Consider the following 23,700-nt stretch of genomic DNA (forward strand, 5'->3'; position numbering starts at 1 on the left):
GGATCAGGTGCGTGGTCATGGCTTCGGTGTCCTGCGATGAGGGATTGCGTGGCCGTGGAGAACGGCTGGTTCGACGCGTCGGGCGCTCGATTGCGAGTTCGGCTGATCAGGTCCGACGCTATTCGTGCCGGGGAACCGGAGGAGACTCGACGATCCCGGGGATCAGACGCCGCGTCTGGGCGGGTCCAGCAGCGGTCCGACAGTCCGGCCCGACGCCGCTGTGTCGGCCGGCGCCCAGGTCGGCGCGACCGGCGGCAGGACGGCCGGCAGGGTTGCGGCGACGGAGAAGAGATCGCCGGCGGGACAACCGGGGTGCCGGCAGCAGGTCGTGTCCAGACAGGCGCCGGCCGCATCGGGGCAACCGGGATGGGCCACTGGCCGGGCGCCGGCATCGGCGTGCGGGCAATCCGGGTCTTCGCCGTCCTGCACCGTGGCGATGACGGCTTTGTCGGACATGACATGCTCACCGAACATGGCATCGGCCGCCGCCGACCCGGAAGTCGGGCCGAGGATCATCGCCAGCACGGCGAGAATGATCACGGCGAAGCGCACGACGGACGACTCCCTCAGTGCCCCCAATATACCTCTTCACAAATGTCCGATCTTTGACCGGGATCAACCAGGCGCGGGACATGGCCTCTTGAAATCGGCCGGCCCGGGCCGACAATGACACGAACGCCCGACCGGAGTGCATGATGAAGCCCGCCGCAGCCGCCTTGCTGGTTCTGATCGCCATTCCGGCCCGTGCCGCCTCTCTGGACGGCACGCATGTCCACGGTCTTGCGTGGGACCCGGCCGACCCGGATCGCCTCCTGATCGCCACGCATCACGGCTTGCTGGCACTCGAGGGCGGAGAACTGGCGATCGTCTCGGAACGCCAGGACGATTTCATGGGCTTTTCCGTCCATCCGGGCGGGAACGGCGTCTTTCTGGCGAGCGGCCACCCGAAAGGCGGCGGCAACATGGGCGTGATCGTCAGCAGGGACGGCGGCAGGACCTGGACGCCCCTCTCGCCGGGCGTGGGAGGCCCGGTCGATTTCCATCAGATGGATGTCAGCAAGGCTGATCCGAACATCATGGTGGGCGTGTACGGAAACATCCAGGCGAGCCGTGACGGGGGCAGAAGCTGGACGGTGACCGGCCGCCCGCCCGCGCCAATGATCGGCATCGCCCTGTCGGCGATCGACCCGGAGGTGCTCTACGCGGCGACGCAGGCCGGGCTCTTCCAGAGCCCCGACCTTGGCGCGACCTGGTCCAGAGCGGCGCGGGTCGAAGCGGCCGTCACCACCGTGGCGACGCTCGCCGATGGAACGATATACGCCTACGACGTGGAGAACGGCCTCACTCGCAAGGCGGCCGGCGCGGATGCTTTCGAGATCGTCGGGCCGACGATGGGCGACGACGCGATCCTGCATCTCGCCGTGAAGGACGGCGAACTGGCCGCCGCGACCTACAAGGGAGCTCTGGTTCGGTCCGTGGATGGCGGTCGGAGCTGGCAGCCTCTCGTGGACTGACAGCCTCTGGGCACTCGACACCGGTCGGCCGCAGAAGACGCGGGCGGCCCGAACCGGACCGCCGACGCGCTGACCTTACTTGGTGATCGACGTCACCGTGATGGCACCGTTCACGCGGTCGGCCTCGAAATTGACCTTGTCGCCAACCTTCACCTGCTTGAGAAAAGCCGGATCGGCGACGCGGAACACCATGGTCATGGCGTCCATGTCGAGGTTCGGAATCGGCTCGTGCTTGATGGTGATCTTACCGGCGGATTCGTTGATCTTCTTGATCTCGCCACCGACAGGCTCGGCATTCGCGGCGGTCATCGACAGGGCGGCGAGGGTCAGTGCAAAAGTGAGCGTTCTCATGGATCCGGTCCTTTCTGGGGCTTGAGGGACAGCGGCTCAGTCGACAGTGACCGAGCCGTGCATGCCGGCGTCGCGGTGGCCGGGGATCAGGCAGGCGAAGTCGAAGGTGCCGGCCTTGCTGAAGTGCCAGACGATCTCGTCACCGGCCCCCGGCGCGAGGCGACGGCCGTTCGGATCGTCGTGCTCCATGTCCGGGTTCTTCATCATCTCGATGGCGTGCTTGTCGTTCTCCTCGCGGGTGGCGAGCACGAGTTCGTGGTCCATCTCGCCCGTGTTGACGAGCTTCAGGCGGATGGTCTCGCCGCGCTTCACGGCGATGTGGCGCGGCTCGAAGATCATGGCGCCGTCCGCCGTCTCGCCCATGGCGATCTCGATGGTGCGGTCGGCCTTTGCCGGGTCGCCCGGCTCGCCGAAGGCGAACTCGTCGTCATGGGTATGGCCCGTCCCGGTCGCGAGGGCGGCCGAGCCGGCGAGGGCGAAGGCGGCGAGGGCAACAATCAGTCTCATGGCAACTCCTGTCTTGGATATCGTTCTGGGGCTTCCCAGCGCTGGAAGGTCAAGGGAGGTGTGCGTTCAGTGATGGCCGTCGTGGGCCGAGGCCCCGGGCTTGACGACGCGGACTTCCGCGTCCGTCGGCTTCACCGGGTCGGCGGGCGCGAGAACCGCGTTCTGGCTTTCGCCCGTCCACTCGTAGGACACGGTCCCGGGCGGGTGCTCGTACCAGCCGGGGTCGTTGTAATCGCCGGCGGCGAGGCCCTCGCGGACCTTCACCACCGAGAACATGCCGCCCATCTCAACAGGCCCGAACTGGGCGAAGCCCGTCATCATCGGCAGCGTGTTGTCGGGAAGCGGCATCTCCATCTCGCCCATGTCGGCCATGCCCGCCGTGCCCATGGGCATGTAGTCGGGCACCAGCGCCTGGATGCGCCTGGCGATCTCGCGCTTGTCCACCCCGATGTAGTTGGAGAGGTCGTGCCCCATGGCGTTCATGGTGTGGTGCGACTTGTGGCAGTGGATCGCCCAGTCGCCCGGCTTGTCGGCCACGAAGTCGAAGGCGCGCATCTGGCCGACCGCGCAGTCGATCGTCACCTCCGGCCAGGCCGCCGCCTCGGGCACCCAGCCGCCGTCCGTGCACGACACCTTGAAGTCGTAGCCGTGCATGTGGATCGGGTGGTTGGTCATGGTCAGGTTGCCGAAGCGGATCCGGACCTTGTCGCCCTTGGCGCAGACGAGATGGTCGATGCCCGGGAAGACGCGGCTGTTCCAGGTCCAGAGATTGAAGTCGGTCATCTCCGCGACCCGGGGCACATAGGCGCCGGGCTCGATGTCGTAGGCGCTCATCAGGAAGACGAAATCGCGGTCGACCCGGCGGAAGGCGGGGTCCTTCGGGTGGACCACGAAGAAGCCCATCATGCCCATGGCCATCTGGACCATCTCGTCGGCATGCGGGTGGTACATGAAGGTGCCGCTCTTCTGCAGCACGAACTCGTAGACGAAGGTCTTGCCCGGCTTGATGTGCGGCTGGGTGAGCCCGCCGACGCCGTCCATGCCGGAGGGCAGCAGCTGGCCGTGCCAGTGGATGGTGGTGTGCTCGGGCAGCCTGTTCGTCACGAAGATGCGGACCTTGTCGCCCTCCACCGCTTCGATGGTCGGCCCCGGCGACTGGCCGTTGTAGCCCCAGAGGTGGGCCACCATGCCGGGGGCGAACTCGCGGACGACGGGCTCGGCGACGAGATGGAACTCCTTCCAGTCGCCGTTCATGCGCCAGGGCAGCGTCCAGCCGTTGAGCGTGACGACCGGGTTGTAGTCCGGCCCGGTGGTCGGCACGAGCGGCGGCTGCATGGTCGGCTCGGCCATGGTCGGCGCTTCGGGGATCGAGGCGGCCTGGACGCGCCCGGAGACGACGCCCGCGCCGACGAGGGCGGCCGCGCCTGAGGCTCCGATGAAGGATCTGCGGGATACGGTCATGGGTTCGTCTCCTCTCAGTGTCCGCCGGCGTCGGCGACGGCGGTCGCGCCGCCGGTCTCCGCCCCGGAGCCGCCGCCGCTTCCCCCGCCGCCGATCAGCGCGGCCTGGAAGTCAACCTCTGCGATGAAGAAGTCGCGCTTGGCCTCGATGGCCGCGACGTTGCTGTCGATGGTCTCGCGCTCCGTGTTCAGGAGGTCGAGGATGTCGATCAGCATGCCGTTGTATTCGAGAAGGGATTCCTCCTCGATCAGGTTGCGCAGCGGGATCACCCGGTTCTGGTATTGCCGGGCGATGTCGTGGGTGGCGCGGTAGGCCCGGTAGGCCTCGCGCGCTTCGGACCGGACGTTCACGGCCCGCTCGACCAGGCGGTTGACCGCCTGCATGTAGGTCTCCACCGCGCGGCGGCGGCCGGTCTCGCCAAGGTCCCAGATCGGGATCTCGAGGTGAAGCTCTAGCGAACCGGTCTCCTCCCGCTCGGTCTCGCCGTCGTGCCGCACCCACTCGGTCGTGCCCGTGCCGGTGAGTTCCAGCACCGAGACGAAGCGGGTGGCGTTGGTGAGGCCGAGGTCCTTGGCCGTGGCGTCGAGCTCCAGCCGCGCGGCGATCAGGTCCACGCGCCTGCGGACCGCATCGGCCTCGACCTCTGCGACGGTGCGGAGCTTCGGCAGCTTCGGCAAGGTGGACGGCAGCTTGAAATCCGCTGCGGCCGTCCCCCACAGGCCCATCTGGCGCGTCAGCGCCTCCCGCGCCCGGTCGGCGTCGAGGCGGGCTTTGGCCAGCTCGGCCGAGACCTCGGCGTAGAAGGCGCTCGCGCGAGCCTGGGCGCCCCGGGTCGCGGCCCCGGTCTCACCGAGCTTGGTGGTGAGCTCGGCGGCGAGCGACGCCGTCTGGCGCGCTCGCTCCAGAAAGCCCACCCGCTGCCGCGCACCGACCGCCTCGTAGAAAGCCCGCCGCGTTTCGGCCGCTGTCCGGAAGGTCGCCTCGATCGCGCGGTACTGGGCCGCCTCGAAGCTCGTGGCGGCGATCGCCCTGCGCTTCGGCCACGTGGCGAGCTTCACGAGTCCGACGGCAAGGCTGCGCTCGATGCCGAACTCCCACTCCGTCAGCGCCCGCTCCACCGAAAGGGCCGGGTTGATCGGCGGCAGCGTGGCGGCGACATAGTCCGCCTCGGCGATGCCGAGCGCGTTGTACTCGGCTTGCAGACCGCGGTTGTTGAGGAGCGCCACCTGTACGGCGGCGTCCGCCGTCAACGACTTGGCGAGGAGGGCTCGAACGCGCTCACCGACGCCGAGTTCGTCGGCGGCGGAGGTGATCTTGACGGTGTCCTTTCCGAGTTCGAGCGACACGCGGCTCGCCACCGGAGCCATGCCGCCGTCAGGCGTGAAGGAGGCGCAGGCGCCGAGCAACAACGCGGTCGCGAGGCTCGGGGCGAGTCGCGCCGCGGGTGAATGGAGGCGCCTCATTCGGCCCCTCCCGGCGCCACGCGCTCGTTCACGTCGGCCCACGGGCGCGGGTCGACGGGTCGGTGGTCCACGGTCCCCGCCATGACCGGAACGGCAGCAACAGCGGGAATGGGGGCGAACGGATCGGCGACGGCAAGCGCCGAGGGGCCGGGTGGCTCGGCCGTGCAGGCGGACAACATGGCGGCGACTGCCACCACGATGGGAAGCTTCATGGAATCCTCGGGAGGGAGGAGGAAGAGGTCGGACCGCCATGAGAGGCGATCGGCACGGAGGCCCAAGGCTTCGCACGCGATCGGCGGACGCGGTCAGTTCGTGACGGGCGTCGGCAAAGCTCCGCCGACGGGAGGCGTCAGGCCGTTCTGGGCGGACGCTCAGGCCCGACCGGCACCGAACCCAGCAAGGCGGTGGGATCGGCGACACGATGCCGCCAGGTCTCGGCGGCATGGCTCAGGGTCGTGCCGCAGGGAAGGTCCGCAATCACGTGGCACGCGAACGCGCAGCAGGTGGACTCAGAGTCGTGACCATGGTCGACGAGGTCCGAGCAGCCATCCGTGTCAAGACAGGCGGCGTCCGCATGCGAATGCGCGTGATCGCCGTGGTCTGCCGACGCGGCAGCGGCGGCCGGCTGCAAGGCGGCTCCGTGGCCCGCCCAAGCGACGGACGCCACCGCGAGGAACGCGGCGACGAGCCAAGTCGTAAGGAGGCGGGCGAATCCGTGCATGTACGTAGCTAATGCCGAAGAAGCACGCACGATGCAAGGGCCGGCTGGTTTTGCTTTTTGAATGAGGCGGTCCTTGAGAAGGATTCCAGCCCCCGAAGATTTATAGCCCCGAGCCGTTCAGGAGAACCGCTTCTGGCGCAGAAGCTGCCACCGCCCTTTGCGGTCGTCGCTGCCTTCAGAGCTCGATCTGCTCCGCAATCTGCAGAGCATCCGGCTTGCCAAAAGGCTCGGCGCGATCGTCGTCATGATCGGCGTCAACGACGCTGTCCGCGCGGCCGCCTTGGTCGATCCCGTGCCGCTCGACGTAGACCGGCTGCTCGCGCGCGCCAACCGCGTCGCCGATCTCCTCGCCAGCCGCTGATGCTGACAAAGACGCAGCGGCAATCTTGACGAGCATTGCTACAGTCGTGATGGACGTTGTTACAACTGAAAAATACACTACTCTGCGTTCCTGCATCGATGCTTCCGCGCCATCCAGTCCGAGACGGCAGAACCAGCGGTAGGCCAGATTGATATGGACCTCTTCGCAGAGCCGGCGCTCCAATCGGATCCCGAAGCAGTAGCCCACGAGCAGCATGCGGATATCAGTTCCGGGTCGATCGAGGGGCGCCAGGTGGAGCTATAGAATGGCTTCAGGTGGGCTCGTATCCCGGAGGTCGACGAAGCGGTCGATCGCCCGGACGAGGTGACCGGCAGGAACGTGGCGCTCCAGGCTGAACTCGCAAAACAGAGCCTCCTGAACCCCGCTGCGTTCGCCCATCATCGCTCCGCCCTCCTGTTCGGAAGCCAAGTGAATCAAGACTTCAGGCCCGCAGCAACGCCGCGTTTTTCAACGGCATCGACGCGAAGCGGAAATGTCTTCCGAACACTCCGGACCGGAGCGGACATACGCCGGATCGTTGTATAGGCCCGCAAGGGCCAGACGGGCGGCTTGGTGACGTGAAGAATCAAGCTCGGCAGTCGCCATCCGTCCGGGAACAGGGGATCTCTCCACGCGAGTTCCGCGATCCGACGAGCATCACAAGGTATCCGGTTCGAAAGCGCTTGCCGGTCCTGCCTCAAATTCCGACGCCCTCGGCGTTGACATATCCCAACGGTCCCTGATCGTGCAGCAAGTATCGCCGCCGAGTCTGGCGATGGCATCGAGCACCGCCGGGTTCACGGCGAGGCGCTCCGTGTCGACGGCGTCTGCATGGAAATGCGCGTGGAGGATCTCGCCGAGGATGATCTGGCGCGATTTCCCGAGCTCCAGGGTCATCGTTCGCCGGCATTCGAATGAAGCGGGCGATTCTGCAATCCAGGGTGATGGGACGGCCTTGCCTGGCCGCGCCGTCAGGCGCGCGAGGGCCAGCTCGTTCGCGCCGTCGGGAAAGTCGGCCGCGCAGACGTGCATCGCCTCGGCGATCGCCACTGACACGATGTTGACGGTGAAGACCTCCGTCAGGCGGATATTGCGGGCCGTATGCTTGAGCGACATGTCGGGCCGGTTCTCGATCCCGAGCGCAAGGATGGGCGGGTCGGAGGAAAGGCAGTTGAAAAAGCTGAACGGGGCCGCGTTGATGCGACCCTCCGGATCGACCGTGGTGACCAGAGCGATCGGGCGCGGCACGATGGCGCCGATCATCAGCTTGTACTTGTCGCGGCCCGAAAGCGCGGTGAAATCGAAATCGATCGTGTTCGGCATCTTCGCTCTACCGCCCCTCGATGACGCGCAGGCGCTCGGCGAAGGGCGCCAGAATGTTCCGAACGTCCGTCTCCGGCGGGGGCTTCAAGAGCGCACGGCCCGCGACGTGGTCGAGATGACTGCCCATCAGGTCTGCGGCTTGTCCTGCATCCCCCTCCACGAGGGCGGCGAGGATCTCCTCGTGCTCGGTCGCGCCGCAGTCGGCCGAATGAGGGCGCGCATACATTGCCAAGATGAGCGAGCAGCGGGAGACCACTTCGGTGACGTAGCGGATCAGGAGAGGACGCTCGGTGAGGCGCGCGAGCACGAGGTGGAACTCGCCGGCAAGGCGGATGGATTCCGGTTCGTTGTGCCCGGCGACTTCCTTCTCGCGTTCGACATGGGCTCGAAGCGTCGCGCGTGCATCCGCCGTGAGGCGTCCGGCCAGGCATTCGGCGACGGTGCGTTCCAGGCTGCGGCGGACGAGAAAGGCGTCGTGAGCCTCCTCCAGTGAAGGATTGGCGACGAAGGCGCCACGATTGGGCAGCAGGTTGACGAGTCCCTCAACGGCGAGCCGGCCGAGCGCCTCGCGGGCGATGGTCCGGCTGGTCCCGAAGGTCTCGCCGATGGCGTCCTCCGGCAGTTTCGCGCCCGGCCGGAGCTTCTGTTCGATGATCGCTTGGCGAAGTGCCTCGTGGACGGCTTCGGTACGGGACACGGACCGGGTACGGTTTGCCGGACGGGGAGGTCCCTTGCCCTTCGCGGTTGGATCGTTCACAGAGCGGTCCGCCGCACCCGACGTCTTTCTTCCCGCCATGATTATCCGGCCTTCTTCAACTCGACCCAGTTCTCGAGAACGCGGACCGCGGCGGCGTCCAAGTGCTGCTCGGCCGGCATGCGTCGCTCCTCGACAGGCAGCGCGCACTCGGAGGAGAGCACATCCGGGTCGATAGGGTGCCGCTCTGCCTTCGTCAGGGTCTCGAAAGCCTTGCCCGCCTGCGCCATGGACGCGGCATAGTAGAGCCTGCCGATGCCGACGATGTTCATGGTGGCCACGCACAGCGCACAGGGTTCGCAGGTCGTGTAGAGCTCCGCACCCGTGAGGTCCACGCACTCAAATCTACGGCAGGCATCCCGGATCGCCTCGACCTCGCCATGGGAGGTGGGATCGAAATGGGCCGCCGAGTGGTTCAGGCCCTCGCCGACGATGACGCCGTCGCGCACGACGACGCACCCGAACGGCTCCGTGCCGGGCTTCGTCAGCGCCTCTCGCGACAGGTCGAGGGCGCGTTGCATGAAGCGCTCTTCGTACATGGTCATGCTCCTGATTGGCTGGGATCAGCGGAAGTCGGGAAGGAGCCAGGCATGGCGCGGCTCCCAGGATAACGAAATCTGACGGCCCGGCGCGAGATCGAGCGCCTCGATCTCGTGCTGCTGCTTCTGGATACGGAACTCGTGACCGGACGCCGTCTCGACGAACACGGTCTGGGTGGAGCCCACGAACTCCAGACCGATCACGGTCGCATCAAGGCCGCCGTATGTGCCCGCGGCAGCGAGGGCGATCCGGTCGGCGGCGATCACGAAGGCGGCCTTGCTGTCGACGGGATGGGTTTTCCTCGTGGGCACGTCGAAGCTTCCGAGCGGCGTCTCCAAGGCGAGGCGTCCGGCGCTCGCGCCCCGTACCGTGCCGCGGAGAATATTGTTCATGCCCATGAACTCGGCGACGAAGGCGTTCACCGGCTCGCGGTAGACGTCCTGCGGACGCCCGACCTGCTGGATCGCTCCGTCGCTCATGATGACGATCCTGTCGGCGAGAGCGAAGGCCTCGGATTGGGCGTGGGTGACGTAGACGAAGGTGATCCCGAGTTGCTTGTGGAGGCGCGAGAGCTCCGTCTGCATCCTCACACGGAGGTGCGCGTCGAGCGCCGACAAGGGCTCGTCGAGGAGCAGGATGGACGGCTGGGTGACAAGCGCCCGGGCGATCGCCACGCGCTGGCGCTGGCCGCCGGACAACTGGGCGATGTCGCGGTCCGCCATTCCGGCGAGGCCCATCCGGTCGAGCCATTCCAGCGCGCGCCGCCGCCGCTCAGCTGCGCCGACCTTCTTCATCCGCAGCGGGAACGCCACGTTTTCGGCGACCGTGAGGAACGGAAACAACGCCAGAGACTGCCAGACCATCGGCGTGTCGCGCTGGAAGGCCGGTATGCCGCGCATGCTGCGGCCGCCGATGCGGATGTCGCCGCCCGTCGGCTCGTCCAGCCCGGCGATCAGGCGTAGCGTCGTCGACTTGCCGCAGCCGGAGGGACCCATGATGGCCACGAACTCGCCGGCAGCGATCTGAAGGTCGATGCCGCGGACTGCATGGTGGCCGGGGAAGCGCTTGTCGAGACCCTCGAGGGCGACAAAGGGAGCGGACATGTCTGGGTCTCCGGCTCAGGTCGGGTCGGCGCGCTTGCCGACGCGCACGCCGACGAACCATTGGGCGAGAACGACGAGCACGATGCTCACGGCGAGCACGACGGTGCCGATGGCGTTAATCTTGGGGTTCACCTGCCCTTGAAGCAGGTTGAGGATGCGGACGGGGATGGTCTCGTGGACGCCGCCGACAAACCAGGCAATCATGAACTCGTCGAACGAAACCGCCGCCGAGAGAAAGAAGGACGCGATCAGCGCCGGCCGGCAGAATGGCACGACCACCGTGAAGAGCGCGGCGGCATGCGAGGCGCCGAGGTTCCAGGCCGCCGGCTCCAGGTCGCGGCCGAAGTCGTTGAGACGCAGGCGGATCAGCGCCATGGAGAAGGAGGACGCGACGGCGGTGTGGCAGGCGATAACCGCCTCCAGCCGGCCGAACAGGCCGAGTCGGGACAGGAAGGCGAGCATCGCCATGCCGAGGATCGTGACGGGCACCGCTGGCGGGATCGCGACCAGGAGAACGAAGGCGCGCTTGCCGAAGAACCGCCAGCGATAGTCCACATAGGCGGCCGCGAAGCCGAGCAGGGTCGAGAGCACCGCCGTCCCGAGCCCGACCAGGATGCTGTTGAGGAAGGCGTCGCGCACCATTGCGTCCTCAAGAATTGCGCGGTGCCACTCCAGGCTGAAGCCGCCCCAGGGGATGGTCGGGAAGCGGTTGGCGTCGAAGGAGAACACCACGATCACCAGCATCGGCGCCGCAATGAAGACGAACAGCCCCGCGAGGAAGAGATGCTGGGCGAGACGCGACAGGCGCGGGAGTATCCGGGTGGCCATCAGCGTCCTCCTCGGCGCAAGCGGGTCCGCCGCGACAGGACCTGGCCGAGGGCGAGCACCGCGACGAGGATCAGGAGCATGGAGACGCCGACGACGGAGGCGCGGGGCCATTGCGACCCGGACTTCACGGTGTCGACGACCACGATGGACAGTGTCGGCGGCTTGCTCCCGGTCATGAAGAGCGGGCTGACGTAGTCGCCGAAGGCGAGCAGGAAGCTCGTGGTCGCAGCAAGGGCGATCGCGGGGCGGATCGCCGGCAGCAGCACGTGGGCGACGACCCGGCCACGCCGGCAGCCGAGGTTCTCCGCCGCTTCGATCAGCGTGCGGTCCACGCCCGCGAAGCCGAAGGTGAGGATCAGCACGGCGATCGGCAGTGTCAGGGTGAGGAGGCCGATCTGCAGCGAGAAGGCGCCGCCGAGGAGCGGCAGCGGCTCGACGCCGATGAGGCCCGCGATGCCGTTGATCACACCCTGCGGCGACAGCACCACCTGCCAAGCGTAGATCCGCAGGATGTAGCTTGAGAACACCGGCACCACCAGGAAGGCGACCGCGAAGTCCCTGAGGCGCGGAGACAGGCGGAAAGCGATGGTGTAGGCGGCAGGAAGCGCGATGGCGGTCGCCAGCACCGTGGTGGTGCCGGCGACCGTGAGCGTATGCCCGAGGGCGCGGAGAAAGGCGGTCGACGTCAGCACCTTCTCCCAGTTGTCCGCCACGAAGGCGGGCGAGAGCCGGAAGGACTTCACCTGCCAGAAGGTGATGACGACCAGGAAGACCAGCGGCCCGGCGAAGAAGATGATCTGCCAGAGGAGGACGGGCAGCCCGAGCAGCATCGCGAACACGGCCGGCGATCCGGCCGTGGACCGGCTGCCGGTGAGGAAGCCGCGAGGGCTATCGGCTGCTCCTGGCGGTGAACTGCCTGTCATGAACGTCTCCGCGGGTCGAAGGGCATCGTGCTCTGCGCGAGATCCGGACTCCCGGGTCTCCATACGCTCGCAGCCTCCGTGGCCGACGCCCGATCGGGCCGACCTCGGCGCGGGTCGTCCCGACCGATCGGGACGATCCAGCGCCCTGGATCAGAGGCTTTTGAACTCGCTCCAGACGTCGTTCCACTCCTCGATCGACTGCTGCGACGGCAGCTGGCGGAACTGGATCTTCTTGGCCTTGTACTCGTCCATGACGTTCGGCGCGTCGAGTCGCATGCGCAGGATCTCCGCCTCTTTCGGCATGGTCTCGTTGAGCAGCTTCCAGCCGGCGATCGAGGGGATGGACTTCTTGTTGTCCACCTTGGTCGCCTGCAGCACCTGCCCCTGCGGCGAGGCGGTGTACTGGATGAATTTGCGGGCGAGGTCCTTCTTCGGCGTGCTTTTCACGATCGAGAGCGACTCCGTCCACTGCAGGCCGCCTTCCTCGGGGATGATGGTGTCGACCGGCACGCCGCTCTGGCGCAGTCCGAGCGTGATCCACTCGCCGATGCCCGGGATCAGATGCGCCTGACCGTTGGTCAGCGAGGAGAAGATGTCAGCGATGGTGTAGAAGCCCGACGCCTGGGGCTTCAGGGAGAACAGCTTCTCCTTCAGCGCCTCGAACTTGTCTCCGTCGATGTCGAAAGGCGGGCGATTGCCGTTGGAAAGGCTGACGCAGCCCATCGATGGCAGGTACCAGTCAAAGAAGCCGACCTTGCCCTTGGCCTTTTCCGCCCACATCGCGGCGTAGGAGGAGAGTTCCTCCGGCTTGTAGACGCTGGTGTTGTAGCTAAGGCCGAGATAGCCGAAGTCGGTCATCACGCCGTAGAGCTTGTCGTCGAACCAGTGCAGCGGAAACTTCTGGAACTCGGGCCAATAGTCCTTCAGCGGATAGTCAGCGGGGTCCAGTTCCTCGATGAAGTCGGCTTCGTGCAACAGATGCATGTACTCGGCATCGGCGAGAACCACGTCGAAGGAGCCGGGCGGGGACTGGTTGATGACGGCGAGCATCTGGTCACCGCCGACATATTCTTTGATACGTATCTTGCAGTTGTTCTCCTTCTCGAAAGCCTCGACGAGATAGGGATCGGCGTTGCCGGGCCAGGAGAGGTAGTTGAGCACACCGGGCTCGTCGGCGAGGGCCGGCGACCAGCGGGAGGTGGCGGCGAGCGCGCCGGCGGCGGCGCCGGCCTTGAGGAAACCGCGTCGGCTGAGGTCAGGAAGGAAGGGCTTGGGCACTGCACGGGACTCCTGATGCGAGAGGAATCTGCATGCGATAGTGCATGCAGATTATCTCTAAGCACGGTCCGTGCCATGAGCGGAATCGATCGACCGCGCCGGCTTCATGGACCCCGATTTCGGGCGCCGACGTCGTTTTCCGCAGCAAATGATGAATATCTACTCATAACGCGACGGCGCTGGATCGTATGCAATCGGGCGCACGGTTCTCCACGACATCAGGGTGCGGAGCGTTTCGCCGGAGGTGCCAAACGCCGGCGCGGATCGCCGCGATCCTGTTCGCGGCCGCCCATCGGCCGATCTCCCATCCCGTCAGCGCGAATGCCACCGGGTCCGGGAACTGGTCCGGTTTGCGGCGGCCGTGTCCTTGTCGTCGTAGACCGGTGTGGCCACCATGAACATCGTCGGCATCGGCAGGCGTCCCAACGCGCACCCATGCACGCGGCCAGCAGGGTAGCGCGCTGAAGATCCGAACCGGGCTTCCGGAGACCCTGGACGAGCAATTTCCGATCATCTCAGCTCCCTTTGCGATGCAGACGAGGCCGCGCACCAGGTCGGCGTCGCGTTCGGAGAAGGACCGGCGCTCCTTCGGTGCGCAGCGTGCGGCCCCGCCATGGAACCCCTGACCAGCGCCGAGCGCCGCACGTTGGACATGGACGGCCAAGACGACACCGTTTCCCTGGACGAGGGCGACCGCGAATCGGCCGGCCTGATGCACGCACGCTCGGCAGAGATCCTCGGAGACCGCAAAAACAATGTTTGGTAGGCCATCACAGGCGGAACGATTTAGGTAAGCAAAGCCGTTTTTGCGCTGCCAGTCGGCATCGCTGGCTTGGCACGATGACTGCTTGTCTTGACTTGCTTTCACAGTCAGGCAGGCGAGCCAGTGACGCTAGAGCAGTTGAGAATTTTCATTGCGGTGGCCCGACAGGAGCATTTTACCCGCGCCGCCGAAAAACTTGGCCTAAGCCAGTCATCGGTCAGCAGTGCGGTCGCGACACTTGAGCAGGATCTGCGCGTCACGCTGTTTGACCGCAGCCGCCGGCATGTGGAGTTGACGGCAGCCGGCAATGTCCTTCTTGCCGAAGCGGAGCGCATTCTCGGGGCGGTCGAACTCGCCTTGAGGCGGATGGATGACCTTGTGGAACTCCGGACAGGAAAGCTCGCCCTTGCCGCGAGCCAGACGGTTGCGAACTACTGGCTTCCCGACCGCCTCATCCACTTCAAAGCCCGTTATCCCGGCGTTGAAATCGATCTTTGGCATGGCAACTCGACCCAGGCCGAGAAGCGGGTCGCGACCGGACGGGCGGATCTCGCCATCATCGAGCAGGAGCCGACCGACCCTACGCTTGTGGTCGAACCGGTCGGCCGCGATCTATTGATCCTCGTCGTCGGCCCACATCATCCCTGGTTCGCCCGGGGATCCGTCGGGTGGCCGGATCTGCGATCGTCCACATGGATCGCTCGCGAGCAAGGATCCGGAACACGGGCGCTGTTCGAGGCTGCTCTTTCAAGGAACGGCGTCTCGCCGGCTGATCTCGACATCAGTCTGGTCCTGAAGTCCGGTGAAGCCGTCCGTCACGCCGTTCAGGTCGGCACATCCGCGGCCGTGCTCTCGGAATTGGTTGCACGCGCCGGACTCGACTGCGGCCTTCTGAGGAGGGTCGCCCCCTTGGCAATCGGCCGGCACTTCAACGCTGTCACGCCGGCGGACCGGCCCCCTACGAAGGCGCTCTCCACCTTTCTTGACCATCTCCGGACCACTGCGCAGGCCTGATTTCGGTCGAATCGGCTCTGCCTATCGCAGCAATCGCTTTGCCGGATGACCAAATCGCGCGCCTTGCCGGATTGCACGGCAAAGGTTCTTCGTATGGGCAGAACTTTTCCGATATTGGTATTTAACGGGCCAATAAGCGGTTACATCTTCTGGCACGCTCCTTGCCATTCCACCCTCCAGTGTGTCTCGCCCAACCCAAAGGTTGCGGCGGTTATTGGAGGCTGCCATGGACGCATCCACACTTACGATGTCATCAGGGTTATCAGCAGGGCTAGGCGTCGCCTTGATGGTCGGCAGCGGTCTTCTTTTTCTGATCATCGCTTTGATCGTCAAGAAGAGGCTTGTCCACAACACGCATGATTTTATCATTTCCAACCGTCAGATCGGCCTCGGCTTCGGCGTCGGAACAGTCATCTCGGTCTGGACCTGGGCGATGGCCGTGATGATGAGTTCCGCGATGACATACCAGTGGGGGCTGTCAGGCCTGTTCTGGTTCGTCGTGCCGAACGGCTTCGCGATCATGGCGATGATCCCTCTTGCCCGAGTGCTCCGGGCGCGCATGCCAGACGGATACACCATCAGCCAGTTCGCTCATGTGCGGTTCAACGGATCCAACCTCGCGTCCGGCGTGGTGACGGTGACCATGATCTTCAACGTCCTTCTGGAGATCCTGGTCAACCTCAAGGGAACGTCGGTCGTGATGTCGACCGTCTTCCCGATCGACTGGAAGGTGGCCACGCTCATCACGATCGTCACGGTTTGCACCTACGCCTACTTCGGCGGCCTGTGGACCAGTGTCATGACGGGCACCATCAACACCTGGATGATCACCGTTCCGGCGGCAATCGTCTTGGTGGCGGTGTTCGACGTCATCCCCGGCGGCGCTCCGGCCGTGTTTTCCGCGGTCCAGGGAGCCGACCCGACGAACCTGTCCATATTCGAGGCCGATGCCGCGGCCGGATTCGGCATCACGCTGGCCTTCGGTCTGCTCGCCTCGGTCGTCGCAGACCAGACATTCTGGCAGAAGGTCTGGGCGATCCGCGCGGATCAGGTCACCCGGACATTCCTCTGGGCGGGCGCCTGGTTCTACCCGATCCCGGTCTGCCTTGGTCTCCTCGGTCTCGTCGGGCTGGCCTATGGGATCACTCCGGAGATGATCGGCGGCGACATCGTGGCGATCGGCCCCTATGTGATCTCGCACATCGGCCTGCCGACTGTTCTCATCATCGCCTACGTGCTGGTGATCCTGGCGGCCTGCTACTCCACGATCGACGGTGCGAGCGCCGCTCTCTCCTCGATCGTCGCTGTCGATGTGGTGAAGCGCTACTTCAAGAGCACCACTGAATCGCGCCTCTTCTACATCACCAAGGCGTCCATGCTCTTCGGCGGCATCATCGCCACGATCATCGTCCTTTCCGGTGTCGACTTCACCAGCCTCGTTCTGGCGACCTTCGCCCTCAAGACGGCGATCCTCGTGCCGCTGGTGCTGGCGATCCTCTGGCCGCGCACGAACACCATCGGCTTCTCCGGCGGTGTGACGCTTGCCATCCTGATCGGCATGCCATTGCGCGAGGTCTACGGCGAACTCGTCGGCACCTTCGCCATCCTGGGCATCAGCGGGTTCGTGGTGGTGGCAGCGGCCTATCTGATCCCGACCGAATTCGACATGCGCCGCCTGAAGGAGGCCGACGTCGTTCCCGGCGAATGACCCCGCCGGAGCTGGGCGGTCGATCCGCCCAGCTCCCGTCCCGGCGTCGACTTCTTCCACTCATCGAAAGGAACCCAGCCATGTCCCTCTACATGACGATCGCTCTCCTGCTTGGGGCTGCCGCAACCCTGCTGTTCGTCCTCGGCTACGTGAAAGGAACCACGAACGCCATCCGGAATCATCAAAGCGGCACCCAACCGCCCGCCGCTGTCGCCGATGCCGGTGAGAGCTCGACCTGGAAGATCGCGTTTGCGGTTCTCGCGGCAGCCGCGCTCATCGGCCTGATCGGGGTGAGCCCGTCGTTCTTCTACTTGCCGCCGCTGCTTGTGATCGGGACCGCCGCCGTGAACGGATTCGCCTTCTTCTTCGACAAGGACGGCTGAGACGACGGGCAGACGGAGCGGGACGACAAACATGCAGCTCGGCCTTTGGCTTCCTGTCTATGGTGGTTGGCTTCGTTCGGCGGGCTTCATGCACGCGCCGTCCGCCGCCGAATGCCTGGAAGCCGGGGTCTTGGCGGAACGCCTTGGACTCTCGCTCGTCTATGCCTCGGAGAACTTCCTCAACTGCGTCCAGGGGCCGAACACGCCGGTGGTCGACGCCTGGACCCTCCTGGCGGCGCTCGCCGCTCGGACCGAACGGATCCAACTCGTCGGCGGATTGAAGCCGTCCTTCCGGCCGGCCGCGGTTGCTGCCCAGATGCTGAGAACCCTCGGGGCACTCGCACCCGGCCGCGTCGCGCCCAACGTGGTGTGCGGCTGGTGGCGGGAGGAATTCGACGCGTGCGGAGTGACTTGGCAGCCCCACGAGGAGAAGTACGCCGTCGCGGCCGACTACCTTGCCGATGTGCGCCGACTTGTCGGTTCGGGACTGGCGACGCCCTTCGTATCCGGCCACTCGGATCCCGCGTTTCGGCTGGCCGCGGACACGGGCGCCACTCTCTTCCTGAACGGCATGCCCCCGGAGGCGGTCGCGGACGTACGGCACCGCTTCGCCCGACTGACATCGAGCCGGGCCAAACCGAGGATCGCCGTCAATGCTCTCATTCTGCCAGCCGACACCGACATGGCCGGCGAGGACAGGCGCCGCGCGATCGCCGATGGCGCGGATGCCGCGCTGATCTCCCTGTTCAAGTCCGCAATTCTCACCTCGGGGGCGCAGTCCTGGGGTGTGCCATCCGACGCGGATCTGATCGACACGAACGGTGCCTTCACAACCGCGCTCGCGGGAGCGCCCGACACCATCGCGGACCGGCTTTCGGCCTATGCGGAGGCCGGGGTGGACCTGGTCCTCTGCCAGTTCCCCGACACGCTTCGAGACCTGGCGGCCTTCGGCTCAACCGTGATGCCGCTCCTCGATAGGCCGGTCATGCCGGCACCCAGATCTGGAGACGTTCCATGACCAAGAAGAAGGCTCATCTGCTCGGCTTCATCCAGCACGGCGTGAACAGCCATGCGACCGGGATGTGGCGGCATCCCAAGGACAAGGTCGGCTGGAACTTCGCCCGGCCGGCCTACTGGGAGCACATGGCCCGGACCATGGAGCGTGGCTTCTTCGATGCCATGTTCATCGCCGACGAACTCGCCCCCTACAACACCCACGCCAACAGTTCCGACGAGACCGTCCGTTGGGCGGTCCAGTGCCCGACCCACGAGCCGTCCACCATCGTGCCGATCATCACCGGCGCGACCACGCACCTCGGGGTCGGGGTGACGCTCTCGACGGCCTTCGAGCACCCCTATTCCATGTGCCGCCGGCTCTCCAGCCTGGACCACCTGTCCGGTGGCCGCGTCGCCTGGAACATCGTCTCGTCCTACTCCAAGAGCGAGTGGGAGGCCTACGGCGCCGAGATGAGCGAGCGCACGGAGCGCTACGAGCGGCTCGAGGAGTACATGGAGGTCTGCTACAAGCTCTGGGATTCCTGGGAGCCCGACGCCATCATCGCCGACAAGGCGAGCGGCATCTACGCCGACCCGGCCAAGGTGCACGAGGTGGTCCATGAGGGCCGCTATTTCCGCTGCCGCGGCCGCCACTTCGTGGCGCCATCCCCGCAGGGTCGGCCGGTGATGTGGCAGGCCGGCTCATCCGGCCGGGGCCGCGACTTCGCCGCCAAGCACGCCGAGGCGATCTTCGCCGTCCATCCCAACGTCGACCGCATGCGCCAGTACGCCGACGATCTCAACGAGCGCATGCACGGCAAGTTCGATCGGCCAGCCGGATCGGTCAAGCTCATCTACGGCCTCCAGACGGTCGTTGCCGAAACCCGGTCTGAAGCAAAGGAGAAGTACGAGCGGATCGTCGCCAATATTCCGCTGGAGGGCGCACTGGCCTGGATCTCCGGCCACTTCGGTCTCGATTTCTCCAAGATCCCGCTCGGCGAGTTCGTACAGAATATCGAAGTTCCAGGTATTCAGGGCCTCTTCGAGTCGATCATCTACGCCAAGGGCGGAGCACCGGTGACCGTCCGAGAGGCCGCCCTGATCTACGCGCAGGGCATGGGCATGCCGGTCGCTGTCGGCACCGCCGCAGACATCGCCGACCAGATGGAAACATACATGGATGTTGGCGGGGCCGACGGCTTCATGCTCGCCGCGACCTACACGCCGGGATGTTACGAGGAGTTCGTCGACCTTGTGGTTCCTGAACTGCAGCGACGCGGTCGACTGAGGACCCGGTATGAAGGGGCCACCCTTCGCGACAATCTCATGGAAACCTGAGCGATCGCAGCGTTGCCAGGACCGCCTCGTCATCTGCAGACGCGGTGCGCCGCCATGTTCGGCGCACCGGCCAGCGCGAGTAGCTGATCATGCCATTGCTTCCCGGAGCGCCGGCGTCCCGTAACGCGTTGTCGGACGTTCGCGCCATCGCCATTCAGCGCACCACCTGTGTTCTCGACCTCCTACCAGGTCTGACGATGGCGGCCTTTGGCGCCGCGCTTGCGACGTACCTGTCTGCCGTCACCGGAGGTCCGGCCTCGCTCTTCGCAATGATGGCAGGACTGGCTCTCCGCGCAGCCGCACATGACCCGAACTGCAGACCAGGACTGACATTCTCCTCCGGGCGTCTGCTCCAATGGTCCATCGTCCTTCTCGGTGCGCAGATTTCTTTTCACGAAGTCATTGCCTACGGATCGGGACCATTGATCGTAGTCGGCGTCAGCCTTGTCGGCGGATTGGCCATAGCGCTCGGGCTTGCCAAACTCCTGAAACTTGAGCCCGGATTCGCCTGGGTCGCCGGTCTGGGCGTGGCGATTTGCGGGGCTTCAGCAGCGTTTGCTGCGGCCAGCCTTCTGCCACGCACGGCCCAGCGTGACACGCACGCCTTGCTCGTGGCCTTGGCAGTGACGGTCCTTTCCACGGCTGCGATGGTGGTCTACCCGCTTCTAGCCGTTGTTCTGGGCTTCGACGCCACCGAAACAGGCATGTTGCTCGGCGCGACGATCCATGACCTTGCCCAGGTGATCGGCGCTGGTTACGGCGTGTCCGCGACGGCAGGCGATGCCGCAGTGGTGACGAAACTGATCCGGGTAGCCCTTCTGGCTCCTGCTTTGCTGGCGATGGCATGGGCAATCGGGGCCAAATCCGAGAACCGGATCGGTGTGCCGCCGTTTCTTTTGGCCTTCCTTCTTCTCTCTCTGTTGACGAGTACTGGCCTCGTCCCGTCCGCGATCGGAACGGTATTCGCCCAAATCAGCAGCGCTGGCTTTCACATGGCAATCTGTGTCATTGCCATGCGCCTACAATGGTCCGATCTCCTCCAGGCGGAGCCTCGACAGCTTGGCGTACTGGCTGCCCACACATTGGTGCTATTTTTGATAGCTACGGCTGTATTGGCTTTACTTCAGACCTAGAGTAAAAGTTTCCGAGGCGTACCGTACGATCTGCGGACCGGGAGAGCCGCCTGGATGGTCAGTTCGATGACCGATGGCAACTTTCAATACATTGATGACATGAGTTCCATTTGGGAAGAGCGCTCGTTAGATTGATGTATATCATACAAACAGCCACGCTAAGTTTTTCAGGCTTACCCTAGATGTTCATTTCCAGCATGTCATGGCTTGGTTGACGGACGAATAGCTCCGGCTTTTCGGCGCTGCGGATGGTCGCCTCCATGATCGTGCGGACCATCCGCTCGGCCCGGCCGTTGGTCCAAGGGTGATTTGGCTTGGTGAGCCTGTGCTCAATTTTGTGTTCGGCACAGACCCTTCCGAAGACGTGGGCGACAGAGCCGCCCTTGGTCCTCTTGTCGTGTTGGACGAACTGAACGCCGTTGTCGGTCAGCACCGTATGGATCTTGTAGGGAACCGCTTTGAAGAGAGCCCTGAGGAAGCCCGCCGCCAGCAGCTTCGTTGTTTCCGGTAGAGTCTGGCGAGGACCAGCTTGGAGGTGCGATCGACGGCCCCGAGCAGATAGGCCTTGCCGCCCTCGTATCGCAGTTCGGCGATGTCTAGATGGAAGTAGCCGATCTCGTATGCCTTGAACGTAAGCATCCGGCGAAGACCGCGGGGAAGCGGCTCGCGGGTATCCTGGTCAGGCCGCATTCGTCCGCTGGTCTGCCACGTTCCAGTTCCACGGCAGCAACTCGTCGATTGACTTGACCGGATGGCCGGGCATCTTGGCGAGGACGTCCGCGAGCCCGGCTCGCGGGTCCACGTCGTTGAGCCTAGCGGTCTCAATCAGGGCGTACATGGCAGCGGCGCGGCGGCCGCCGGCGTCAGATCCGGCGAAGGTCCAGTGCTTGCGGCCGAGCGCGATGCCGCGGACCGCCCGCTCGGCGGCGTTGTTCGACGGGCAGAGGCGTCCGTCGTCGAGGGTGAGCGCAGCGAACCGTGAAGGCCGGCCAGCGCTTCAGCATATAGTCGGTCGCCCAGGCGGTGTCGCACTTGGGCGAGAGCCTGGCGCGGTCGGCGCGCAACCGGGTTTCGAGGCCGGCGACCAGTTGGGCGCTGCGTGTCTGTCCGACGGCGCGGCGTTCGTCGTGCGGCCGTCCGTTGATCTCGCGTTCGATCTCGAAAATAGAATCGATCGCCTTCACGGTCGCTGCCGCCATCGGTGCTCGTCGTAGGTCGGCCAATTCGAAGAACTTGCATCGGGCGTGGGCCCAGCAGCCTACTTTGAGGATCGGCCCTGGCGTCCGATACGGCTCGTAGAGCCGGTTGTGGCCTGCGAAGGCGTCGGATTGCATCGCGCCGGCGTAGCCGGCGAGCCAAGCCTCGACGTGCTCGCCCGAACGGGTGGCCGAGTTGAAGTAAGCCGCAGCCGGCGCAGCCCTGCCGGTGAAGAGGCGGTCGTCGTGGACCAGGGTCCAGAGATGGCCGGTGCGGGTCTTGCCCGGCGCGAGGACCGGTACCGGCGTGTCATCGACTTGGATGCGGGACGCCCCGCGCACATGGGCCTCGATCCGCTCGACGAGGGGTGCGAGCGAGACCGTGACGGCGCAGAGCCAATCGGCCAGCGTGCTTTCGGTGAGGGTCACGCCCTCGCGGGCGAAGCGCTCGCCCTGACGATGGAGCGGCAGGTGCATGCCGTACTTGGCGGTGACAATCTCGGCCAGGAGGTATCCGGCCGCCGTCGGACGCCACGTCTTCTACGGCATCCGCAGTCGATCCCTTCCAGCAGGTATCCGAGTTGCGCTGCCGTGATCGTCACCGTGCCGTCGGCAGTCGACGGCCACAGGTACCGGCCTCGGTCCAGCCATTTGGAGAACAAGCACATGCCCTGAACGTCGTGCCAGAGGATCTTGATCAGGTCGCCCCAGAGACCCCTGAACACGATCAAATGGCCCGAGTGCGGGTCGCGCTTCAGCGTCTCCTGAGCGATGAGCGCCAGGCCGTCGGAGCCCTTGCGCATGTCCGTGTGGCCCGTCGCCAGCCAGACCCTGACGCCGGTCGGGACCGGGGTCACCGGCCCCCCAGGACATCGAGGACACGACGCAGCGCATCGGCATCGACATCGCGATCCACCCGTACTCGTCGACCTCACCGAGGGCGATCTCGATCAGACCCGTCACCCGGCGGGAGCGATCCGGCCCGCAATCAGCGTCGGTGGGAGAAGCAAGGCCCAGGAGGGAGTGGAGACGCGTTTTCGGAGCCCGTCGACGCGGCCACCGCCCGTGGTACGGGCGGCAGCGGCAGTGCACTTATGCCGCTCATGACGTCTTCGTTGGACAGCCGGCCTCGGGCCGTGGCGGGGCATGATCCCAGGTTCATCTACAGGAACCGCCCCGTCGCTGCCCCGGTTGTCGTTGGGTGGTCACACGAAGCGGCTACGCTGCGGGCGATGCTGAACACAATGTCCTACGTGATCTGCACGTCCCCGCGCAGCGGCAGCACTCTTCTGTTCAAGATGCTCGCCGCGACCGGCATAGCAGGACGGCCCGCCTCGTATTTCTTTGGACCTTCGCTTGAAGACTGGCTGGACGATCTGGGCATCGCGCCAGAGGAATCCAGTTGGGAGCGCGACCGTCTGGAAGCGGCATTCCGTGTGGCGCGTCTCAAGGGGTCCGGCAGCAACGGAGTGTTCGGCCTGCGCCTGCAGGGACACAGTCACGGCTTCTTCTGCGAAAAGCTGGCAGTCCTTCATCCTGAAGGAGCGACCGATCGCGAGCGTTTCGAGCGCGCCTTCGGACCGACGCTGTTTGTGCACTTGATGCGCCGCGACAAGGTCGATCAGGCGGTCTCGTACCTGAAGGCCCGGCAAACCGGACTGTGGCATGTGGCGCCGGACGGCACTGAACTGGAGCGCCTCGCCCCCCATGGAGAGCCGAGGTACGACCATGACGCGATCCAGGCCTGCATCGACATGATGGTCGGCTACGATCGCGGTTGGACCGACTGGTTCGTGCAAGAGGGGATCGAGCCGGTCCGCGTCTCGTATGACGACCTGTCCGCCGACCCCAATGGCACCCTCCGCCATGTCTTGGAGTGCTTGGGATTGGAGCCCACCGCGGCGGACGGCGTGACGCCCGGCGTGGCGAAGCTCGCCGACCGCGTCAATCGTGACTGGGTGGCGCGGTTTCGCGCCGAGCAAGGGTACGCTTGAAGCGATAGCGTCGTCGCACCGTCCGCAGCCTGCGCGACCGCATTCGGT

The 23,700-nt window shown here is 65.5% G+C and carries 24 protein-coding genes and 3 pseudogenes; 9 read left to right on the plus strand and 18 right to left on the minus strand.

From position 1 onward, the window contains the following. Positions 1 to 162 precede the first annotated feature (162 nt). Complete coding sequence (locus tag HND91_RS01885) at positions 163 to 552, minus strand: hypothetical protein (protein ID WP_181704813.1); 390 nt, start codon at positions 550 to 552, stop codon at positions 163 to 165. Positions 553 to 692: 140 nt separating this feature from the next. On the opposite strand from HND91_RS01885, the gene HND91_RS01890 reads away from it, so the two are divergent. Beyond that, positions 693 to 1,514 carry a F510_1955 family glycosylhydrolase gene (locus HND91_RS01890; RefSeq protein ID WP_181704814.1) on the plus strand — a complete coding sequence of 274 codons (822 nt, stop codon included), beginning with the start codon at positions 693 to 695 and terminating at the stop codon, positions 1,512 to 1,514. Positions 1,515 to 1,589: 75 nt separating this feature from the next. Here the strand turns inward: HND91_RS01890 and HND91_RS01895 are convergent, their stop codons facing one another. The 13 genes and pseudogenes from HND91_RS01895 to HND91_RS01955 form a co-directional block, all read right to left on the minus strand. Beyond that, positions 1,590 to 1,865, minus strand: coding sequence for a copper-binding protein (locus HND91_RS01895; RefSeq protein WP_181704815.1), 276 nt, complete (start codon positions 1,863 to 1,865; stop codon positions 1,590 to 1,592). A gap of 36 nt (positions 1,866 to 1,901) precedes the next feature. Continuing rightward, the gene (locus HND91_RS01900; RefSeq protein ID WP_181704816.1) at positions 1,902 to 2,372 is read right to left on the minus strand and encodes a cupredoxin domain-containing protein; all 471 of its coding nucleotides are present in this window, start codon (positions 2,370 to 2,372) and stop codon (positions 1,902 to 1,904) included. Positions 2,373 to 2,438: 66 nt separating this feature from the next. Then, complete coding sequence (locus HND91_RS01905) at positions 2,439 to 3,833, minus strand: multicopper oxidase family protein (protein ID WP_181704817.1); 1,395 nt, start codon at positions 3,831 to 3,833, stop codon at positions 2,439 to 2,441. A gap of 14 nt (positions 3,834 to 3,847) precedes the next feature. Next, a complete protein-coding gene (locus HND91_RS01910) occupies positions 3,848 to 5,296 on the minus strand; it encodes a TolC family protein (RefSeq protein ID WP_181704818.1) in 1,449 nt (482 codons plus the stop codon). Continuing rightward, positions 5,293 to 5,508: a hypothetical protein gene (locus tag HND91_RS01915; RefSeq protein WP_181704819.1), complete on the minus strand. Its 216-nt coding sequence runs from the start codon at positions 5,506 to 5,508 to the stop codon at positions 5,293 to 5,295. The genes HND91_RS01910 and HND91_RS01915 overlap by 4 nt, the downstream gene beginning before the upstream one ends. Positions 5,509 to 6,486: 978 nt before the next feature. Beyond that, a pseudogene (locus HND91_RS01920) lies at positions 6,487 to 6,780 on the minus strand (transposase); the annotation flags it as partial. Between the two features lie 255 nt (positions 6,781 to 7,035). After that, positions 7,036 to 7,701, minus strand: a complete 666-nt coding sequence (locus tag HND91_RS01925; RefSeq protein ID WP_181704820.1) for a flavin reductase family protein — start codon at positions 7,699 to 7,701, stop codon at positions 7,036 to 7,038. 7 nt (positions 7,702 to 7,708) lie between these two features. After that, positions 7,709 to 8,398 carry a GntR family transcriptional regulator gene (locus HND91_RS01930; RefSeq protein WP_343057031.1) on the minus strand — a complete coding sequence of 230 codons (690 nt, stop codon included), beginning with the start codon at positions 8,396 to 8,398 and terminating at the stop codon, positions 7,709 to 7,711. A 101-nt stretch (positions 8,399 to 8,499) separates the two neighbouring features. Continuing rightward, a complete protein-coding gene (locus HND91_RS01935; protein WP_181704822.1) occupies positions 8,500 to 8,994 on the minus strand; it encodes a nucleoside deaminase in 495 nt (164 codons plus the stop codon). Between the two features lie 24 nt (positions 8,995 to 9,018). Beyond that, complete coding sequence (locus tag HND91_RS01940; RefSeq protein ID WP_181704823.1) at positions 9,019 to 10,098, minus strand: ABC transporter ATP-binding protein; 1,080 nt, start codon at positions 10,096 to 10,098, stop codon at positions 9,019 to 9,021. Positions 10,099 to 10,113: 15 nt separating this feature from the next. Beyond that, entirely contained in the window at positions 10,114 to 10,926 is an 813-nt protein-coding gene (locus tag HND91_RS01945; protein WP_181704824.1) for an ABC transporter permease, read from the minus strand. After that, the gene (locus HND91_RS01950; protein WP_181704825.1) at positions 10,926 to 11,849 is read right to left on the minus strand and encodes an ABC transporter permease; all 924 of its coding nucleotides are present in this window, start codon (positions 11,847 to 11,849) and stop codon (positions 10,926 to 10,928) included. Before HND91_RS01950 ends, HND91_RS01945 begins: the two co-directional genes overlap by 1 nt. A 150-nt stretch (positions 11,850 to 11,999) precedes the next feature. Beyond that, the gene (locus HND91_RS01955; protein ID WP_181704826.1) at positions 12,000 to 13,127 is read right to left on the minus strand and encodes an extracellular solute-binding protein; all 1,128 of its coding nucleotides are present in this window, start codon (positions 13,125 to 13,127) and stop codon (positions 12,000 to 12,002) included. Between the two features lie 613 nt (positions 13,128 to 13,740). On the opposite strand from HND91_RS01955, the gene HND91_RS01960 reads away from it, so the two are divergent. From HND91_RS01960 to HND91_RS01990, 7 genes are all read left to right on the plus strand, one after another. Further along, entirely contained in the window at positions 13,741 to 13,893 is a 153-nt protein-coding gene (locus HND91_RS01960; protein ID WP_181704827.1) for a hypothetical protein, read from the plus strand. Positions 13,894 to 14,013: 120 nt separating this feature from the next. Further along, on the plus strand, positions 14,014 to 14,904 hold the full coding sequence (locus tag HND91_RS01965; RefSeq protein WP_181704828.1) for a LysR substrate-binding domain-containing protein: 891 nt from the start codon (positions 14,014 to 14,016) through the stop codon (positions 14,902 to 14,904). 226 nt (positions 14,905 to 15,130) lie between these two features. Then, entirely contained in the window at positions 15,131 to 16,612 is a 1,482-nt protein-coding gene (locus HND91_RS01970; RefSeq protein ID WP_181704829.1) for a sodium:solute symporter family transporter, read from the plus strand. Positions 16,613 to 16,692: 80 nt separating this feature from the next. After that, on the plus strand, positions 16,693 to 16,995 hold the full coding sequence (locus HND91_RS01975; RefSeq protein WP_181704830.1) for a hypothetical protein: 303 nt from the start codon (positions 16,693 to 16,695) through the stop codon (positions 16,993 to 16,995). 31 nt (positions 16,996 to 17,026) lie between these two features. Beyond that, positions 17,027 to 18,013 carry an LLM class flavin-dependent oxidoreductase gene (locus HND91_RS01980; protein WP_181704831.1) on the plus strand — a complete coding sequence of 329 codons (987 nt, stop codon included), beginning with the start codon at positions 17,027 to 17,029 and terminating at the stop codon, positions 18,011 to 18,013. Then, complete coding sequence (locus tag HND91_RS01985; RefSeq protein WP_181704832.1) at positions 18,010 to 19,329, plus strand: LLM class flavin-dependent oxidoreductase; 1,320 nt, start codon at positions 18,010 to 18,012, stop codon at positions 19,327 to 19,329. Before HND91_RS01980 ends, HND91_RS01985 begins: the two co-directional genes overlap by 4 nt. An 89-nt stretch (positions 19,330 to 19,418) precedes the next feature. Beyond that, the gene (locus HND91_RS01990) at positions 19,419 to 20,462 is read left to right on the plus strand and encodes a YeiH family protein (protein WP_181704833.1); all 1,044 of its coding nucleotides are present in this window, start codon (positions 19,419 to 19,421) and stop codon (positions 20,460 to 20,462) included. Between the two features lie 241 nt (positions 20,463 to 20,703). Here HND91_RS01990 and HND91_RS01995 read toward each other — a convergent pair. The 4 genes and pseudogenes from HND91_RS01995 to tnpB all read right to left on the minus strand — a co-directional run. Further along, a pseudogene (locus HND91_RS01995) lies at positions 20,704 to 21,092 on the minus strand (DDE-type integrase/transposase/recombinase); the annotation flags it as partial. Positions 21,093 to 21,141: 49 nt separating this feature from the next. Beyond that, entirely contained in the window at positions 21,142 to 21,300 is a 159-nt protein-coding gene (locus tag HND91_RS02000; RefSeq protein WP_181704834.1) for a transposase domain-containing protein, read from the minus strand. A gap of 181 nt (positions 21,301 to 21,481) precedes the next feature. Continuing rightward, positions 21,482 to 22,135: pseudogene (locus HND91_RS02005) on the minus strand (IS66 family transposase); the annotation flags it as partial. Next, positions 22,084 to 22,461, minus strand: a complete 378-nt coding sequence (tnpB, locus tag HND91_RS22420) for an IS66 family insertion sequence element accessory protein TnpB (RefSeq protein WP_343057032.1) — start codon at positions 22,459 to 22,461, stop codon at positions 22,084 to 22,086. The pseudogene HND91_RS02005 and the gene tnpB, both read right to left, overlap by 52 nt. Before the next feature lie 441 nt (positions 22,462 to 22,902). On the opposite strand from tnpB, the gene HND91_RS02015 reads away from it, so the two are divergent. After that, positions 22,903 to 23,652: a Stf0 family sulfotransferase gene (locus HND91_RS02015; protein ID WP_246329243.1), complete on the plus strand. Its 750-nt coding sequence runs from the start codon at positions 22,903 to 22,905 to the stop codon at positions 23,650 to 23,652. Positions 23,653 to 23,700 lie beyond the last annotated feature (48 nt).

It is taken from the genome of Chthonobacter rhizosphaerae (genome assembly GCF_013839525.1).
Classification (GTDB): domain Bacteria; phylum Pseudomonadota; class Alphaproteobacteria; order Rhizobiales; family Pleomorphomonadaceae; genus Chthonobacter; species Chthonobacter rhizosphaerae.

What these genes read in the sequence shown, in the direction of transcription:
- HND91_RS01960 (WP_181704827.1), top strand. Translation starts at nt 13,741, where the DNA reads ATGGAACCCCTGACCAGCGCCGAGCGCCGCACGTTGGACATGGACGGC.
- HND91_RS01980 (WP_181704831.1), top strand. Translation starts at nt 17,027, where the DNA reads ATGCAGCTCGGCCTTTGGCTTCCTGTCTATGGTGGTTGGCTTCGTTCG.
- HND91_RS01985 (WP_181704832.1), top strand. Translation starts at nt 18,010, where the DNA reads ATGACCAAGAAGAAGGCTCATCTGCTCGGCTTCATCCAGCACGGCGTG.
- HND91_RS01990 (WP_181704833.1), top strand. Translation starts at nt 19,419, where the DNA reads ATGCCATTGCTTCCCGGAGCGCCGGCGTCCCGTAACGCGTTGTCGGAC.
- HND91_RS02015 (WP_246329243.1), top strand. Translation starts at nt 22,903, where the DNA reads ATGTCCTACGTGATCTGCACGTCCCCGCGCAGCGGCAGCACTCTTCTG.
- HND91_RS01950 (WP_181704825.1), bottom strand. Translation starts at nt 11,849, where the DNA reads ATGACAGGCAGTTCACCGCCAGGAGCAGCCGATAGCCCTCGCGGCTTC.
- HND91_RS01895 (WP_181704815.1), bottom strand. Translation starts at nt 1,865, where the DNA reads ATGAGAACGCTCACTTTTGCACTGACCCTCGCCGCCCTGTCGATGACC.
- HND91_RS01910 (WP_181704818.1), bottom strand. Translation starts at nt 5,296, where the DNA reads ATGAGGCGCCTCCATTCACCCGCGGCGCGACTCGCCCCGAGCCTCGCG.
- HND91_RS01970 (WP_181704829.1), top strand. Translation starts at nt 15,131, where the DNA reads ATGGACGCATCCACACTTACGATGTCATCAGGGTTATCAGCAGGGCTA.
- HND91_RS01915 (WP_181704819.1), bottom strand. Translation starts at nt 5,508, where the DNA reads ATGAAGCTTCCCATCGTGGTGGCAGTCGCCGCCATGTTGTCCGCCTGC.
- HND91_RS01900 (WP_181704816.1), bottom strand. Translation starts at nt 2,372, where the DNA reads ATGAGACTGATTGTTGCCCTCGCCGCCTTCGCCCTCGCCGGCTCGGCC.
- HND91_RS01925 (WP_181704820.1), bottom strand. Translation starts at nt 7,701, where the DNA reads ATGCCGAACACGATCGATTTCGATTTCACCGCGCTTTCGGGCCGCGAC.
- HND91_RS01940 (WP_181704823.1), bottom strand. Translation starts at nt 10,098, where the DNA reads ATGTCCGCTCCCTTTGTCGCCCTCGAGGGTCTCGACAAGCGCTTCCCC.
- HND91_RS02000 (WP_181704834.1), bottom strand. Translation starts at nt 21,300, where the DNA reads ATGTACGCCCTGATTGAGACCGCTAGGCTCAACGACGTGGACCCGCGA.
- HND91_RS01945 (WP_181704824.1), bottom strand. Translation starts at nt 10,926, where the DNA reads ATGGCCACCCGGATACTCCCGCGCCTGTCGCGTCTCGCCCAGCATCTC.
- HND91_RS01935 (WP_181704822.1), bottom strand. Translation starts at nt 8,994, where the DNA reads ATGTACGAAGAGCGCTTCATGCAACGCGCCCTCGACCTGTCGCGAGAG.
- HND91_RS01905 (WP_181704817.1), bottom strand. Translation starts at nt 3,833, where the DNA reads ATGACCGTATCCCGCAGATCCTTCATCGGAGCCTCAGGCGCGGCCGCC.
- HND91_RS01890 (WP_181704814.1), top strand. Translation starts at nt 693, where the DNA reads ATGATGAAGCCCGCCGCAGCCGCCTTGCTGGTTCTGATCGCCATTCCG.
- tnpB (WP_343057032.1), bottom strand. Translation starts at nt 22,461, where the DNA reads ATGCGCAAGGGCTCCGACGGCCTGGCGCTCATCGCTCAGGAGACGCTG.
- HND91_RS01975 (WP_181704830.1), top strand. Translation starts at nt 16,693, where the DNA reads ATGTCCCTCTACATGACGATCGCTCTCCTGCTTGGGGCTGCCGCAACC.